This window comes from Neorhizobium sp. P1_A6 (assembly GCF_056406795.1).
Genome location: NZ_JBFTZM010000013.1, coordinates 102,382 through 117,784, shown reverse-complemented (window position 1 = coordinate 117,784; position 15,403 = coordinate 102,382). Strand labels below are relative to the sequence as shown.

The window sequence follows — 15,403 nt, the reverse complement described above, 5'->3', positions numbered from 1 at the left end:
ACGGTCGATCAATCGAAACTCTCGACGAGCTTCCGGCGGAATTCGTCCATGCTATAGACCGGGGTGGATGGCAGCGGGATCATGCCCTTCTGCCAGTTCCAGCCGTCGAGGCGTTTCAGGAGGTCCGGATTGCCGGTGACGATATGCATCGGCACGTCGCGCGAGGCCCCTTCGCCGGTAACGATCGACGCCGGCTGGTGGTCGCCGAGCAGGATGAACAGCGTGTTCTTTCCGTAGCGCGCCATATAGGAGCCCAGCGTCTCGAGCGTGTAGTCGATCGAGGTGAGATATTGCGCCCGCACGCGGCTGGGGTCGGCCCAGACGATTGAAGGCGGGTCGCCGCTTTCCGCCTGCGCATTAAAGACGGCGCCGTCGGCGATCCGGTCCCAGTCGACCAACGAGGGAAGCGGCGTCCAGGGTGCGTGGCTGGAGATCAGCGCCATTTCCGCCATGACCGGTTTGTGGCCCACCGGACGCTCCAGTCTTTCAAATGCCTCGAGCGTGAACTGATCCGGCATCGTCACCCAGTTGAAGGGTTTGCCGCGATAGCCGAGCCCTGCAGCGGAATGGATGCTGTCATAACCGAAATAACCGGCTTCCGGCCAATCGAGCGTGATCGCCGGCATCACCGCCGTGGTGCGCCAGCCGGAGGACCGAAAGAGATTGTTGAGGCTCGTCCGCTCACTGGTGATCATCCGGTCGTAGCGCCCCTGGTTGTTGACCCAGAGACCGGAGAGCAGCGTACCATGCGCGAGCCAGCTGATGCCGCCGACGGTCGGCGAGGTCAGCCAGCCGCTGCGGGCCTGCAGGCCTGCGGCCCCGATCTCCTTCTCCACGGACGTCAGCCGGTTGTCGATGACCGTCGCGTAACGCGGATCTTCGATCGCGCTGCGGCCATAGGATTCGACGAACACCAGCACGACATCGGTGCCGGCAAGCGCCGAAAAATGCGACCCGGCGGTGACCGGATCCTGCTTCAGTTCGTCCTCGAACCGGGCGAGATCGGCAATCGAATCCTTCACCATGGCGATGCGATTGACAAAATAGGAAGCGGCATCAGCCTCGACGCCGAGGCTGCGTCGATCGTCATTTTGGACCGCAAGCGCCACCAGGCCGATCAACAGAACCGCACCGGAGACGAGTGCGGACTTGCGCCGGACTCCCCCCGAAAGACGACGGAAACCGCCAAGCGACCAATATAGGGCGACGGCGACAACCACCCATGCCAGAAGCCCCGCACAGATGAACCCGACCGCCTTCGTAAGGCCGATGGAACCGCTTAGGAGATTCCAGCCGTCGGTGAGGATCTTGAGGTCGAGATAGGGATTGAACGGTCGCTGGAAGGCGGTGCCAGTGCCAATATCTGCAAGCTTCAGGAACAGCATTGCCGCCAGCAGCAGGGTGACTGCAATGCGCAGAAGGGAAAAACCGAGACCTGCCAGCACGGAAGCCAGCAACGCAACTGCGGCCACTTCCAGCGGAAACCTGATCTCGGAAAAATCGGTAAAGTCGGAAGGAAGCGCCAGGATTGCCGCAACGATCGCCAGCGCGATCGTGATCCTCAGAAATGGCAGTCTATTTGCCTTGCGTTGCGCGATATGCCCTATTCTGTCGATGTCACTCTGGCGAAAGGGCCGAAACTCGTTCATGCGTTGCTCCTGCAAAACCTTCGGCCCATGCGTTTTCTGAAACTTATAGGCTTATCTGCAGCCTTCGCACTTCTCATTGCCGTGATCCTGCGCTTCGATCCGAATCGGATTGTCGCAAGCCTTGCCTCGGCCGATCCGAGCCACGTGGGCGCCGGGCTTCTTCTGGTGCAGGTGCAGATCGTTCTTTCCGCGCTCCGCTGGCGGTTCACGGCGGCGCGGCTGGGCCAGCACTTGGGCGTCGGCCAGGCGATCGGCGATTATTATCTCGGAACGTTGATCAACCAGCTTCTGCCGGGGGGTGTGGCCGGCGATGCCGTGCGCGCCATCCGCAACCGGGCTCATGGTGATGGCGGCTGGAAAGTGCCGGCGCAGGCCGTGATCTTCGAGCGGATCGCGGGGCAAGGTGTATTTTTTCTCATAGCCACCATCGGCGTCATGCTCTGGCCGCTTCTCGGCGGAGCGATGATTCCGGAGGAGCTGCGCCACCTTCTCTCCTGTTTCGCGTTTATCGTCGCCGGGTTGGTCTTCGTGTGTCTGTTGCTACTCCGCTTCCCGCCGCGCCGCATCCGACCTCAGCTTGGAAGGCTGAGGTCCGCGCTGGCGCAAGTCTTCCTGCAGGACGGAGCCTGGATAATGCAGACGCTATTCAGCATTGTCATCGTCGCAAGCTATATCGCCATGTTCATGCTCGCTTCAGCAGCCGTCGGCTCGCCTTTGCCGGCGCTCGCGGCGGTTACCGCAATTCCGCTCTGTCTGCTGATGATGCTGATCCCTGCGACCATTGCCGGCTGGGGCGCCAGGGAGGCGGCAGCGGCGGCGCTCTGGCCGCTCTTCGGTTACCCCGCCTCCAATGGCGTCGCCGCCAGCATCCTCTACGGAATTCTGGCGCTTGTCGGCGCAGCACCCGGGCTGGCGTTCATTTTCGTCGCGCTGCTCAAGAGGCGAAAGCGTTAAAATCGTTAGGGCTTCAGCCGTGCATAGATATCGCCGGAAAACGTCTGGCCGGAAAGACCGGCAATCTCCGCCAGCATCGCGTCGGCGGCAATCCACTCTTGATGGACGAGCCGATGCCGCTCGCCCTCAACCCGGTTGAAGCGATAGGGACCAAGCTTCCGCAGATGCCCGATTGCCTCCTCGGCGATTTCCATCGTCGCGGGGATATACTCGAAGGCGATCAGTGGGATGGAATGATGTAGCCCGGCGATGATATCCGCTTCCGCGCCCTCCACATCAATCTTGCAGAAGGCAGGCAGCCCGTATTCTTCGACCAGCGCATCGAGCGTCGTCATCTCCACACGTTCGACCCTATCCCATGTGACATTGCGAAAACCGGAGGTCTTTCCGACTTTCGAAATCCAGGACGAGGAGATGCTCGTCACGGTCGGGTGACGGCTGGAAATATGCAGGTCGACATTGCCTGGTTCCTTGCCGACTGCCTTGCGCAACAACGTCAATTCTTCGCCGGCAAAGGATCTGGCGATGAAGTCCGCAAACAACGGCTGCGGCTCCAGCGCGACGATCCTGGCACCGAGCGACAGAAGCGTGCGGCTTCGGCTGCCGGCATGGGCGCCGATATCGAACACCAGATCGCCCTTGCGGATAAGGTCCGCATAAAGCCGCTTCAGTGAAGAACGCCGCCAAGGCTGGCCGTAATAGATCAGCAGCGAGCGCGTGAGGCCAAGGAAAGCGGAAAAATCAGGTCGCGGCATGGTGGTTCTTGCTTGCACTCACCAGGAAGATCACGTCGACGGCGAAGGAATAGGTGAGCGAGGCAAGAGCCCCGGCCGCAAGCAGGGTGGAGACCGGCATCGTAACGACCGGAAACAACATCAGACAGAGCGCCACGCCCTGCACGACGCAGATCGTCTTGCGGCGCATCGAATGAGGCAGTTCGCCCTTGAGCGCCGGAAACACCGCCTGCGCCCCGACATAGGCATAACGCATCAATCCGATCAGCAGAACCCAAAGTCCCGCCTTGCCGAGCAGCACGGCCGCGAGCGAGAGAAAAAAGATCAGCAGCGCATCCACTTCCATGTCGAAACGGGCACCGAAGTGCGAGGCCGTGCCGGTCTGGCGGGCGAGAAAACCGTCGACGCCATCCAGCGCCAACGCGAAGGCAACCACGAAGCCGAGCAGCCACAGTGCGCTCTGGTCGAGATCCACGCCGAATTGTGGAGACGCCAGCACCATCCCGCCCAATACTGCCGTGAGCGCGGCACGGATGGTCGTCACGATATTGGCAACGCCAAAACGGCCATGGCTGTGGGCGTGGAGATTGCCGAGAGCGATGGCGGAAATCACTGCATAGACGATGAAGGCGCAGCCGGCAGCGGCCGTGTCGATGCCGAGCCAGTCGCCGAGGAAATGCATCGCCGCAACGAGCGCGGCAGCGACGGTCATGGTCACCGCATAGGCATCCAGGGAGAGCAAGCGATAAGCCCTGCGCGCCGCCTGGCGATCCAGCGGCCCGGCATTCATCCAGTCAGCCATCGGACATGCCTTCCTCGTCCCAGGGATGATATGAAACACTCATGACGCTCTCCTCACAGGCACTACATGGAGAAGAATACGGAGCGCAGCAAAGGCCGGATCCGCAAAACCAGTGTCAAATAAACGTGATAGCGATGTCGACCTCTCGCACAACGACTCCCTTGCCGTCATCGTTGAAGCCTCTAGGTCTGGATTGTTGTGGCGTGAAAGGTGTGATGCGTGACAAGGCGTGAGACAGCCCCCAATGCGGCAACGCAAAAGGACGGAAGAGCCCTCTGGATCGAGGAGACAGGCCGTTGCGCGCTTCGGCAGGAGAAATTGCCGGCGGAGTGCGAAGGCGAGGTTGTCGTCCGCACGCTTTATAGCGGCATCAGCCGCGGCACCGAATCGCTGGTCTTCGCCGGACAGGTGCCGGAAAGCGAATACGAGCGCATGCGCGCACCGCATCAGGCAGGCCGGTTTCCCTTCCCGGTGAAATACGGCTATGCCGCCGTCGGCGTTGTCGAAGAAGGGCCGGAACGCCTCGTCGGCAGAACTGTCTTCTGCCTGCATCCCCATCAGGATCGTTTTCGGGTGCCCGTTTCGGCTATTCACCCGCTTGCCGACGATTTACCCCCGCACCGTGCCGTGCTGGCTGCCAATATGGAAACCGCGCTCAATATCACCTGGGACGCGGGCATCCAGCCGGGTGACCGCGTGGTCATTTTCGGCGCCGGCGTCGTGGGGCTTCTGGTCGCCTACCTTGCGTCGCGGATCATCGGCACTGAAGTGGTGATCTCCGATATCGAACCGGAGCGTGCCGAAACCGCTAAGGCTCTCGGTCTTCGATTTTCGTCTGCCGATGATGTGCCCCATGATTGCGACGTGCTGGTCAATGCTTCCGCTTCGGCCGACGCTCTGGCAACGGCGCTCGATCATGCCGGTTTCGAAGCCCGGGTTATCGAAGCGAGTTGGTATGGAGAAAAGCACGTGGAGATCCCGCTTGGGCATGCTTTTCATGCCAAGCGCCTGTCCATCGTCAGCTCGCAGGTCGCCTCGCTGCCGCCCGGGCGGCGCGCCCGCTGGGACACGAGGCGCCGCATGAGCAAGGCACTCCAGCTTCTCGGCGACGACCGGCTCGACCATCTGATTTCGGGCGAAACACCGTTCGAAACCATCGCCGCCGATTATGCCGACATTATCGGCTCGGCCACCACGCTCTGCCATCGCATCAAATACTGAAGGAAATCCCGCATGTTCGCCGTTGAAGTCCGTGATCACATCATGATCGCGCATAGTCTTCCCCGCCCGGTTTTCGGCCCCGCCCAAGGCATGCATGGGGCAACCTTCGTGGTCGACGCCGCCTTCTTCACCAGCGATCTGGACGAGAACGGGCTTGCGGTGGATATCGGGCTGGCGTCCGAGGTGCTGAAGGACGTGCTGGCGCCGCTCAACTATCAGAACCTCGACACGCTGGAGATTTTCGCCGGCAAGGTGACGACGACAGAATTCCTCGCCAAATACATATTCGACCGCATCGCCGATGCCATCCGGAACGGCCGGCTCGGTGAGGGCGGTGCGCGCATCCGCAAACTGCGGGTCATGCTGCACGAATCACACACCGCCCGCGGCTGGTTCGAGGCCGAGTTGTGAGCCGCGATCTTGTCCTTGCCTATCCCGGCGACCTCGAAACCCGCACCGGTGGTTATGGCTATGATCGGCGTGTCGTCGCGGCCCTTACCGATCTCGGCTGGAATGTCGAACTGATCTCCCTCGGCGACGGCTTTCCGAATCCGAACGCGAAACAGCTCGACGAAGCCGAAGAGAGGCTCTCCGGCCTCACCGATGACAGTCTCGTGCTGATCGACGGGCTTGCCTTCGGTGCGATGGACGAATGGGCGGGCCGCGAAGCGAAACGCCTGAATATCGTGGCGCTCGTGCACCACCCGCTGGCCCTCGAGACGGGGCTCGACGACAAGCAGCAAGAAGCCGCAGCCTCCCGGGAGAAGGCGGCTCTGGCGCAGACCCGCGGCGTTATCGTCACATCACATATGACGGCCACCGAACTTGCCGCCAATTACGCCGTCCCCGCGGAAAGGATCTTGGTCGCCATTCCTGGCATGGACCCGGCGCCGTTGGCCGCTGGTGGCGGCAATCCGCCTCTGATCCTCAGCATCGGCACGTTGACCCACCGCAAGGGACATGACGTGCTGATTTCTGCGCTCGAAAAGCTGCGCGATCTGCCCTGGACCTGCCGCATCGTCGGCAGCAAGCTGCTCGTTCCCGGCGTCGCAGCAGAACTCGAACGCCAGGTCGCTCAATCCGGGCTCGGGGGTCGCATCGAGCTCGCCGGCCAGATCGACGACACACGCTCCGAATTCGCCAAGGCCGACATCTTTGCGCTCGCAAGCCGTTATGAAGGTTATGGAATGGTGTTTGCCGAGGCGCTCGCCCAAGGCCTGCCGATCGTCGGCTGCGCGACGGGGGCCGTGCCGGACGTCGTGCCGGAAGGCGCTGGCTTTCTCGTGCCGCCGGACGATCCGGACGCTTTTGCCGCCGCTCTGCGACGGCTGCTGGAGGAGCCCGAAACCCGCATTTCGATGGCCGATGCCGCCGTAATCGCCGGTGCCAGGCTTCCCTCCTGGCGGGACACCGCCGTCATCATCTCCGATTTTCTGGAACGAGCGTCATGAGCGGCTTCGACAGGGATTGGCTGGCGCTGCGCGAACCCGTGGATGGTCGCGCACGGGACGCGGATTTGCTGGCAGCGGCGATCCAATCCCTCCAAAGCGTCTCTGCCCCGACGATCCTCGATATCGGCTGCGGCACCGGTTCGACCTTTCGCGCGCTTTCGCCAAAACTTCAAAACCCGGCGCGGTTTCGGCTTTTCGACGACGATCAGCGGCTTCTGGACGAAGCAAATCGCCTGCATGGCGAGGCCATCGAGATTGTTCGGGGCGACCTCAACGAGATCGAAGCTCTGCCGCTCGCCGATGTCGGCCTCGTGACCGCCTCCGCTCTCTTCGATCTCTGTTCCGAGCAGTTCATTCGCCGTTTCGTCGGCCACATTTCGCAGAGAGGCGCCAGCCTCTATGCCGCGCTCAACTATGACGGCCGGATGCGCTGGTCGAAACCACACCCGCTTGACGAGACCGTGGTTGCGAACTTCAACGCACACCAGTTGAGCGACAAGGGTTTTGGACTTTCGCTTGGGCCCCGGGCGTGGGCGACGCTGGCCGATTGTCTCGGGGAGAGCGGCTACATCGTGACGACGGCTGAAAGCCCATGGGCAATGACCGCAGGCGACCGCGACCTGCAGCGTCTGTTCCTCGACGGAGTGGTGCGCGCGGTCTATGAATATGGCCAGCTCGACGAGAGCGAAATCCGCGACTGGGCCGATTTCCGGCGGAAAATGGTCGATCGCGAAGGCAGCCTATGCCAGGTCGGCCATCAGGACATCCTCGCGATCCGCTGAGGCGGCCACCTGCTGCGCTTCAATGCGGAAATTGCAGTCGAATACGATATCCGTGCCGATATTGTAGACCTGAACCTCCGGCCGGCGGGCCTCCGACAACCGGTCGATCGGCGAAAGCCGGATACCCGCGGGGCCCGAGCCGATGATGATCGGCGCGACCGAGACATGCAGCCGGTCGATCAGGTGTGCATCGACGAAGCGGGAAATCGTAGTTGCGCCGCCTTCGACCAAAACGGTCGTCAGGCCGCGTTCGGCGAGCGCGGCAAGAATATCCCGCGGAGCAAGTCCTCCATCCGGCTGGCGCGGCAGCCGGATGGTCCGATACCGGACGTTGCGGAGAGGAACGTCGTCGGCCTGCATGACGTGCACGGGCGCGCCGCCGTCATGCAGCATCTTGGCCCGCTCGGGCATGCGGCCATTGCAATCCACCACGACGCGCACCGGGTTCCTGCCGCTGACGGCACGAACCGAAAGGCTGGGATTGTCGGCAACGACCGTCCCGACCCCGATGATCACCGCATCCACCAGCGCCCGGCACCGGTGCAGATGGGCAATCCCATCACAGCCGGACACATCCTGGGCGTCGCCGGTCGGCGTTGCGACGCGGCCGTCCAGAGACTGGCCGACCTGGGCCAGAACCAGCGGCCCGCCACGGACCGCGATCGGCCTGTAGAGCGAGAGGCTGGAACCATCGACATCGGCGGAGAGCGCCACCGGGCGCAGGGATCCTTCGCGAAGCGAAAGCAGATGCTGCCACAGTTCCTCGGTCATCCTCACTGATCGCATGTCCGCCTCGTCTTCCGGCCGAAAATGAAGAATGCCGGCACCTTCAAAAGGTTCCCCGCCCGTCCATTCTCCCGTAACTGTAATACGGCGAAAAATTTCACCGGATCAACATTCCGTCAATGCTCCACTGAAAATTGCTGCCACCATGATCGATAGCCTCTCGAGAGAGCTTTTGGGGGCTTCCACTATCGTGGGAGTGCGCCGCTCCTCACGATTTCAAGGCGCCGGGACGAAAGTGACCGAGCGCTTCCCAGGGCTTCCGTTATTCCTGGATTGCAGCCGCCTGACCTTAACCCCCCAAACAAAAAACCGCCGGATCCTTCGACCCGGCGGTTCCTCCGTCCCCTGTATGGGCCCATCTGTGGGATTGGCGTCAGCTGGCGCGGCGCATCTTCTGGGCGACGCGGTTGAGGCTGCCGGCGCCGGCATTGTAGCCGGTGTCCTGGTKGGCGTTGATGCGGAAGCTGCTGATCAGGTTCAAGAGTTCGTCGGTATCGGCGGCAAGCGCCTCGGCCGAGGCGGTSGTYTCTTCCGCCATCGCCGCATTGTGCTGGGTGGCCGCGTCGAGCTGGTTCAGCGACGACGAGATCGAGCGCAGCGTGGTGTCCTGTTCGGAGGCCGAATGGGCGATCTTGCCGACGATGTCGCTCGCCGCCTTCACCTGGTTGGAGATCCGCTTCAGCGCTTCGCCGGCCTCGCCGACGAGGCGCACGCCGTTCTGCACCTGGCCGGAAGAGCGCGAGATCTGGTCCTTGATCTCTTTTGCCGCWGCGGCGGAGCGCTGCGCGAGTTCGCGCACTTCCTGGGCGACGACCGCAAARCCCTTGCCGGATTCCCCGGCGCGGGCCGCTTCCACGCCGGCRTTCAAGGCCAGCAGGTTGGTCTGGAAGGCGATGTCGTCGATCACSCCGATRATCTTGGAGATCTCTTCCGACGAATGTTCGATACCGCCCATCGCGTCGATCGCCTGGGCGACGATCTGGTCGGAGCGGTTGGCCTCGGCGCTGACCGAGGTGACCCGCTGGGCGGCYTCATGCGCACCTTCTGCCGTCTGGCGGACGGCGACGGCGAGTTCGTCGAGGGCGGCCGACGTCTCTTCGAGATTGGCGGCCTGGCGTTCGGTGCGCTGCGACARYTCGTTCGAGGCGCGGCGGATTTCCTCCTTGGAACCGCCGATATCGATGCCCTTGGCATTGACCTTGCTCATCGCGGCCTCGAGRTGRACGAGCGCCTCGTTGAAGTTGTGGCGCAGCGTTTCGTARCGCGCSCCGAGATCGGCGCAGCGAACCGTGAGGTCGCCATGGGCCARYGMTTCGAGCGCTTCGCCGATGGTGGAGACGACGCGGGTCTGCAGCRCTGCTTCCTGCTGCTGCATGTCGAGGTTCTGCTGGCGCTCGCGGTCGAGCTCGGTCTTCTGCTTTTCCTCGCGGGCGGCCATCGCATGCCGTTCGCGGATCTTTTCCTGCAGCGCCTGGGTGGCCTTCGCCATCATCCCCACTTCGTTCGACATGTCCGTATGCGGGATCGTCGCGGTGACATTTTCGTCGGCGACGGCCTGCAATGCGCCATGCACGGCGGCAAGCGGTTTGGTAATCCCGCGGATCACCACATAGGCACCGGCAAGGGCGATGATCAACGCGAGTGCGCCGATAGCGAGCGCGTCCAGCACCATTCCGCGGATCTGCGCCTGCAGGTCGTCGGTGTAGACGCCTGTCGCAAGGACCATCTGCCAGGGTTCGAATGCCTTCGCATAGGAGCTCTTCGAAAAATTGCCATCAGGCAGGCCGGGCTTGGTCGTGCTCATATAGTCGACAATTCCGCCGCCGGATTTGCCAACGGAGACCATTTCGTCGCGGAACAGTTTTCCGGCGGAATCAGGTTTGCCCTTGCCGCTCTCGCCGACCTTCTTCGGATCGGGATGCATCAGCATCTTCACGTCGTAGTCATAGGCAAAGAGATAGCCGTCGGGCTGGAAGCTCATGGCGGAGACTGCGACGAAGGCCTGTTTCTGGGCTTCTGCGCGCGTCAGCTCACCGGCCGCCTCACGCTGCTGGAACTTCTTGAGGATGCCGATACCCGACTCCACCTGGGTCCGCAGCATTCCATACCGTTCGGCATAGATAGCCCGCGTCGAGGCCTGGAGTTCGAAATAGGTCACGACAGCGAAGCCGGCGATCAGAGCCAGAACCAGCAGCACGAGCTGGTTTGAAATCCTCAGATTTTTCATGTTCGTTCCAGGGGTGAGTGAGACGCATCAAGCGACCGGGAGAAATGATTCTGAATGAAAAAGCGCGTCCTGCGCGTGGAAATGTGCGGCACTGCACACTTGCTAGAATGCGGGACAATATTTGAATAAAAATTTAATAAATGATCACGCGAATCTAAAATTTAATAACAATTCGCAGTTGCGAATACTGCGCCTGATCCCAATATTAATTCCGGCGCCGCAAGATAACTTTATGAAAATACACCATCGACGCGATGGTCCTGCAGCCTGTCCGATCCCAAATGCTAATGGTCGATCAGCCCAACGCAGCACATACTCAGGAAATGACGATGGTCAGGCCGTTGAGGTAAACCGCGGATTATTACAGAACGGACCTAAGTAAGTATGGCGGAGAGGGTGGGATTCGAACCCACGATACGGTTGCCCGTATGCCGCATTTCGAGTGCGGTGCTTTCGACCACTCAGCCACCTCTCCGCTTAAGACGTGATGACGCGTTGGTCAGCGCGGGCGTTCTCATAGCGGGCAAACATGGGGCTGGGGAACTCCGCATTATCGGAATTCAGCCGAATTTCTGAGCCGCATGTGCCGGTATTGTGGCTAGTCGCGGACGATCTGCAAAAGCGGTTCGAAGCTGTATAGCGCCGGTCGTCTTCCGGCAGCAGCTTCTAAGGTGCGAATGAGACCACGCTCAGCCAGGATACGCGTAAATCGATGCGCCGAGGTTTCTGGGATGCCGGACTTCTTGGTGAAGACGTTGTTCCTGAACACAGGGCGCGAGAAGAGGAAATCCAACGCTGCCGTGCTCCACTGCGACGTCAGGATCTGTGGAAATTCTCGTTTCAGCTCTTCATAGAGATCGCGGATACGCTCAGCCGTCGCGAGGTTCTTCTGAGCTTGCGCCTCCAGCGCCTCGAGGAAGAAGATGATCCAATCTGTCCAGGCACCCGATTTGGACACCTCGCGCATCCGGTCGATATATTCGTCGCGACGGTCTTCAAAGTAGCTACTGATATAGAAATGAGGGGCGGCGATCGCGCCGTATTTCCACAGCATGAGAGTGATGAGCATCCGGCCGATCCGACCATTGCCATCCTTGAAAGGATGCAGTGCCTCAAATTCAAGGTGAGCAACCGCCGTCTTGATCAGGATCTGCCAGTCTTCAGACTCAATGAAGGCAAAGAGACGGTCCATCCCATCCTGGAGTTGCTCCGGCCGCATAGGAACGAAGTGGACTTTGCGGCGCATGCGATCTGCCAGATAGTTCTGCTCTGTCTTGAATTCGCCTGGAGAGAGGTGCGCGCCCCGGCCGAAGCCGAGCAGAACCCGATGCGCGCTCTTGATAAGGAAACTCGACAAGGGAGCTCCCTGTTCAATGCTGCGCTGTGCGGCTGTCAGAGCGCGGCTATATAGAAATACCTCGATCGCTTCGTTACGATAGTGGCCGCCAACATCCTCACCACTCTCTTCTTGATCAGCTTCATATCTCAGCACTTCGTCCAGCGTGCTCACGGTGCCTTCCATACGGGACGACACGACGGCTTCCTGGTTTCTCAGAGGTGCCAGCAGAATCTCGCTGTTGTGCATTCCCTTCAACATCTGATCGTAACGAGCCAGGGCCGCTGATGCTGATGCTATCGGCATGATCAGACGACCGGCATCGATCCGCTGCGGCGGAAATTGATCGTAATGATATTCAACTGCTTCGGACAGATCCAAACCGGGGTGCAAAGCCATGTTGATTTCCAATTATTGCTGTTTCTGACATTCAAGATATGTTGTCTTCGTCATGAAGGAGACAAGCCGGCTTGTCTACCGGAAAACCTTATTTTTGGAATTCAAAGCCTTTTGGCTTGCATGGACGGAGGTCAAGCAGGCTTGCCTTCCAAAAACGACGATTATTGAAAGTCAATGCATTTTGCCTTCCATCCACGCAATACAAACAGGTTTCTCTTCCAACATGGGAGCGATCTGGGACTCAAACAGCGAAACACGGCAGTAAAGGCAGCAAAGTAGGTTTCAACCGGAAGGGTGAAGCCACTAAGGTGCGGGTCCGATTCGCATTTGATAAGGGACCACGCATGCTGAACGGTGAAATTCGCTCAAAGGTCGATCAGGTCTGGAATGCCTTCTGGGCGGGCGGGATTGCCAATCCGCTGGAAGTGATCGAGCAGATCACCTACCTGCTGTTCATCCGAGGGCTCGACGACATCCAGACGCGCGAGGAGAGCAAGGCGACCGTGCTCGGCCGGCCGGTCGAGCGGCGGGTGTTTCCGGAGGGCGCTGACGCCAGGGGCATGGCCTACGATCGGCTGCGCTGGTCGCGCTTTCGCCATGAAGATCCGGCGACGATGTATTCCATCCTTGACCAGCACGTCTTTCCCTTCCTGCGCGAGATGGGCGAGGCCGGCTCGTCGCATGCCGAGCATATGAAGGGTGCGCGTTTCACCATCCCGACGCCGGGGCTGCTCGCCAAGGTGGTCGACATGCTGGCGGAAATCCCGCTCGATGATCGCGACACAAAGGGCGATCTCTACGAATACATGCTGGGCAAGATCGCGTCGGCCGGCCAGAACGGTCAGTTCCGCACGCCGCGCCACATCATCAAGCTGATGGTCGAGCTGATGGCCCCGAGCCCGAAGGACGTGATCTGCGATCCGGCCAGCGGCACCTGCGGCTTCCTGGTCGCATCGGGCGAATATTTGCGCGAGCACCATAAGGGCCTGTTCCGCGATGCCGAGCTGAACCGGCATTTCCACCAGTCCATGTTCCACGGCTACGATTTCGACAACACCATGCTGCGCATCGGCTCGATGAACATGCAGCTGCATGGCGTCGAGGGCGCCGATATCCGCTACCGCGACTCGCTCAGCACCGGCCATGCCGACGACGCCGACAAATATTCGCTCGTTCTCGCCAACCCGCCCTTTGCCGGCTCGCTGGACTACGAGACGACGGCCGCAGACCTGCTTTCGATCGTTAAGACCAAGAAGACCGAGCTGCTGTTCATGGCGCTGTTCATCAAGCTGCTGAAGCCCGGCGGACGGGCGGCGGTGATCGTGCCGGATGGAGTGCTGTTCGGCTCGTCTACGGCGCACAAGGCGATCCGCAGGATGCTGGTGGAGGATCACCGGCTCGATGCGATCGTCAAGCTACCGTCCGGCGTGTTCCGGCCGTATGCCGGCGTCTCGACCGCGATCGTCTTCTTCACAAAGACCAATTCCGGCGGCACGGACCAGGTATGGTTCTACGATGTGCAGGCCGACGGTATGAGTCTGGACGACAAGCGGCAGATGCTGCTGCCGGAAGAGAAATTCGGCCCGGTGCCTGAGGTGTCCTTGAGCGCCGAGGACCATGCGAAGAACAACCTGCCCGACGTGTTGGCGCGCTGGAAGAACCGCACCGGCACGGAGCGTGAAAACCCGCGCACCGGCCAGAGCTTTTGCGTGTCGCGCGAGGATATCGCGGCTGCCGACTACGACCTGTCGCTCAACCGTTTTCGCGAGGTGACCCACCAAGCCGCCATCCACTGCCCGCCGAAGGAGATCATTGCCACGCTGCTCAAGCTGGAGGAGGAGATCGCGACGGGGTTGAGGGAGTTGGAGGGGATGCTGTGAGTTGGCATACCGCACGCCTTTCTGACGTCTGCCATTTCGAAAATGGAGATCGAGGGAAGAACTATCCCGGAAAATCCGCTCTGCTTGATGACGGAATACCGTTTGTAAACGCTGGCGACCTCCAAGAAGGGGTAGTGCGTCTAGACGGACTGAGCTTCATCGCACCTTCTCACTATGAAAAACTAAGCAACGGAAAGTTCTCCCAAGGGGATTTCTTGTTTTGCCTTCGCGGGAGCTTGGGGAAATTTGCGTATGTGAATCGAGCAATCAAAGGGGCGATCGCCTCATCGCTTATCATAATCAGGCCCCAGGATGGCCTGCATCCAGACTATCTGAAGCACTATCTAGGAAGCGGCCTCTGCGAGAAAGAGATAGCGCTGCATGCTAACGGTGCTGCGCAACCGAATCTGGCGGCCAGCTCTCTAAAGCAGTTCAAAATCCCCCTCCCGTCACTCGACGAGCAGAAGCGGATTGCGGTGATCCTGGATAAGGCCGATCAGCTCCGGCAGAAGCGCCGCCAGGCCATCGCGCTGCTCGACACCCTCACACAGTCGATCTTTCTGGAGATGTTCGGGGATCCGGTTAGCAATCCGAAGGGGTGGGCGTTGGCGACGCTAGGAGACGTAATTCACCAAGCTTCGGATGGACCACACGTAAGTCCGCAATACAGTGATGAGGGGGTTCCTTTTCTCTCGACACGGCACGTGGCGCGAGGTCGGATAATCTGGCAGGATCTAAAACACATCAGCGAAGAGGACGCGAAAATACACTGGCGCAAATGTAAGCCCGAGCGAGGTGATGTCCTTTATACAAAGGGCGGAACCACTGGAATAGCAGCTCACGTTGATTTCGATGAACCTTTTGCGGTTTGGGTTCACGTAGCTCTGCTCAAGACAAAGCACGATGTAGTTAGCCCAAAGTGGCTTGAATGCATGCTAAATGGCAACTATTGCTACCAGCAATCGCAAACTTACACGCATGGAATTGCGAATCGCGACCTCGGGCTCAAGCGGATGGTGAAGATCAAGATCTTCGTGCCACCTTTGGAAAGGCAGGTTGAGTTCATAGAGCGGACAAATGCTTTGGCGCACGTAATACAACAAGCCGAACTACAATCGACAGACACCGACTCCCTCTTCGCCTCCCTCCAACACCGCGCCTTCTCCGGTCAGCTCTGAGGCT

At 60.4% G+C, this 15,403-nt stretch carries 13 protein-coding genes and 1 tRNA gene; 7 read left to right on the top strand and 7 right to left on the bottom strand.

Going from position 1 to position 15,403, the window contains the following annotated elements; genetic code table 11:
• Positions 1 to 8: 8 nt before the first annotated feature.
• Positions 9 to 1,649, bottom strand: a complete 1,641-nt coding sequence (locus AC1D3C_RS23505) for a sulfatase-like hydrolase/transferase (protein ID WP_477484552.1) — start codon at positions 1,647 to 1,649, stop codon at positions 9 to 11.
• Positions 1,650 to 1,676: 27 nt separating this feature from the next.
• On the opposite strand from AC1D3C_RS23505, the gene AC1D3C_RS23500 reads away from it, so the two are divergent.
• On the top strand, positions 1,677 to 2,603 hold the full coding sequence (locus AC1D3C_RS23500; RefSeq protein ID WP_477484551.1) for a lysylphosphatidylglycerol synthase transmembrane domain-containing protein: 927 nt from the start codon (positions 1,677 to 1,679) through the stop codon (positions 2,601 to 2,603).
• A 5-nt stretch (positions 2,604 to 2,608) separates the two neighbouring features.
• Here AC1D3C_RS23500 and AC1D3C_RS23495 read toward each other — a convergent pair whose 3' ends face one another.
• Positions 2,609 to 3,358 carry an FkbM family methyltransferase gene (locus AC1D3C_RS23495; RefSeq protein ID WP_477484550.1) on the bottom strand — a complete coding sequence of 250 codons (750 nt, stop codon included), beginning with the start codon at positions 3,356 to 3,358 and terminating at the stop codon, positions 2,609 to 2,611.
• Positions 3,345 to 4,139 carry a CDP-alcohol phosphatidyltransferase family protein gene (locus AC1D3C_RS23490; protein WP_477484549.1) on the bottom strand — a complete coding sequence of 265 codons (795 nt, stop codon included), beginning with the start codon at positions 4,137 to 4,139 and terminating at the stop codon, positions 3,345 to 3,347. The genes AC1D3C_RS23495 and AC1D3C_RS23490 overlap by 14 nt, the downstream gene beginning before the upstream one ends.
• A gap of 219 nt (positions 4,140 to 4,358) precedes the next feature.
• On the opposite strand from AC1D3C_RS23490, the gene AC1D3C_RS23485 reads away from it, so the two are divergent.
• From AC1D3C_RS23485 to AC1D3C_RS23470, 4 genes are read left to right on the top strand one after another with little or no spacing between them, the layout of a single operon-like run.
• Positions 4,359 to 5,360 (top strand): zinc-dependent alcohol dehydrogenase, encoded by a 1,002-nt coding sequence (locus tag AC1D3C_RS23485; protein ID WP_477484548.1) that lies wholly within the window; start codon positions 4,359 to 4,361, stop codon positions 5,358 to 5,360.
• A 12-nt stretch (positions 5,361 to 5,372) separates the two neighbouring features.
• Positions 5,373 to 5,771, top strand: a complete 399-nt coding sequence (locus AC1D3C_RS23480; protein ID WP_038547193.1) for a 6-pyruvoyl trahydropterin synthase family protein — start codon at positions 5,373 to 5,375, stop codon at positions 5,769 to 5,771.
• Entirely contained in the window at positions 5,768 to 6,811 is a 1,044-nt protein-coding gene (locus AC1D3C_RS23475; RefSeq protein WP_477484547.1) for a glycosyltransferase family 4 protein, read from the top strand. The genes AC1D3C_RS23480 and AC1D3C_RS23475 overlap by 4 nt, the downstream gene beginning before the upstream one ends.
• Positions 6,808 to 7,593 carry a class I SAM-dependent methyltransferase gene (locus AC1D3C_RS23470; RefSeq protein ID WP_477484546.1) on the top strand — a complete coding sequence of 262 codons (786 nt, stop codon included), beginning with the start codon at positions 6,808 to 6,810 and terminating at the stop codon, positions 7,591 to 7,593. The genes AC1D3C_RS23475 and AC1D3C_RS23470 overlap by 4 nt, the downstream gene beginning before the upstream one ends.
• Here AC1D3C_RS23470 and AC1D3C_RS23465 read toward each other — a convergent pair.
• The 4 genes from AC1D3C_RS23465 to AC1D3C_RS23450 form a co-directional block, all read right to left on the bottom strand.
• Positions 7,552 to 8,379: a RibD family protein gene (locus AC1D3C_RS23465; protein ID WP_477484545.1), complete on the bottom strand. Its 828-nt coding sequence runs from the start codon at positions 8,377 to 8,379 to the stop codon at positions 7,552 to 7,554. The genes AC1D3C_RS23470 and AC1D3C_RS23465 overlap by 42 nt on opposite strands.
• Positions 8,380 to 8,752: 373 nt before the next feature.
• Positions 8,753 to 10,606 carry a methyl-accepting chemotaxis protein gene (locus AC1D3C_RS23460; RefSeq protein ID WP_477484544.1) on the bottom strand — a complete coding sequence of 618 codons (1,854 nt, stop codon included), beginning with the start codon at positions 10,604 to 10,606 and terminating at the stop codon, positions 8,753 to 8,755.
• 385 nt (positions 10,607 to 10,991) lie between these two features.
• Positions 10,992 to 11,081: transfer RNA gene (locus AC1D3C_RS23455), tRNA-Ser, on the bottom strand.
• A 123-nt stretch (positions 11,082 to 11,204) separates the two neighbouring features.
• On the bottom strand, positions 11,205 to 12,341 hold the full coding sequence (locus AC1D3C_RS23450; RefSeq protein ID WP_477484543.1) for a Fic family protein: 1,137 nt from the start codon (positions 12,339 to 12,341) through the stop codon (positions 11,205 to 11,207).
• A 344-nt stretch (positions 12,342 to 12,685) separates the two neighbouring features.
• Between AC1D3C_RS23450 and AC1D3C_RS23445 the strand changes: the two genes are divergently transcribed.
• Both AC1D3C_RS23445 and AC1D3C_RS23440 read left to right on the top strand, forming a co-directional pair.
• The gene (locus tag AC1D3C_RS23445; protein ID WP_477484542.1) at positions 12,686 to 14,221 is read left to right on the top strand and encodes a type I restriction-modification system subunit M; all 1,536 of its coding nucleotides are present in this window, start codon (positions 12,686 to 12,688) and stop codon (positions 14,219 to 14,221) included.
• The gene (locus AC1D3C_RS23440; RefSeq protein WP_477484541.1) at positions 14,218 to 15,399 is read left to right on the top strand and encodes a restriction endonuclease subunit S; all 1,182 of its coding nucleotides are present in this window, start codon (positions 14,218 to 14,220) and stop codon (positions 15,397 to 15,399) included. The genes AC1D3C_RS23445 and AC1D3C_RS23440 overlap by 4 nt, the downstream gene beginning before the upstream one ends.
• The last annotated feature ends 4 nt before the right edge of the window (positions 15,400 to 15,403 follow it).

What these genes read in the sequence shown, in the direction of transcription:
- AC1D3C_RS23470 (WP_477484546.1), top strand. Translation starts at nt 6,808, where the DNA reads ATGAGCGGCTTCGACAGGGATTGGCTGGCGCTGCGCGAACCCGTGGAT.
- AC1D3C_RS23500 (WP_477484551.1), top strand. Translation starts at nt 1,677, where the DNA reads ATGCGTTTTCTGAAACTTATAGGCTTATCTGCAGCCTTCGCACTTCTC.
- AC1D3C_RS23445 (WP_477484542.1), top strand. Translation starts at nt 12,686, where the DNA reads ATGCTGAACGGTGAAATTCGCTCAAAGGTCGATCAGGTCTGGAATGCC.
- AC1D3C_RS23465 (WP_477484545.1), bottom strand. Translation starts at nt 8,379, where the DNA reads ATGCGATCAGTGAGGATGACCGAGGAACTGTGGCAGCATCTGCTTTCG.
- AC1D3C_RS23480 (WP_038547193.1), top strand. Translation starts at nt 5,373, where the DNA reads ATGTTCGCCGTTGAAGTCCGTGATCACATCATGATCGCGCATAGTCTT.
- AC1D3C_RS23495 (WP_477484550.1), bottom strand. Translation starts at nt 3,358, where the DNA reads ATGCCGCGACCTGATTTTTCCGCTTTCCTTGGCCTCACGCGCTCGCTG.
- AC1D3C_RS23450 (WP_477484543.1), bottom strand. Translation starts at nt 12,341, where the DNA reads ATGGCTTTGCACCCCGGTTTGGATCTGTCCGAAGCAGTTGAATATCAT.
- AC1D3C_RS23505 (WP_477484552.1), bottom strand. Translation starts at nt 1,649, where the DNA reads ATGAACGAGTTTCGGCCCTTTCGCCAGAGTGACATCGACAGAATAGGG.
- AC1D3C_RS23490 (WP_477484549.1), bottom strand. Translation starts at nt 4,139, where the DNA reads ATGGCTGACTGGATGAATGCCGGGCCGCTGGATCGCCAGGCGGCGCGC.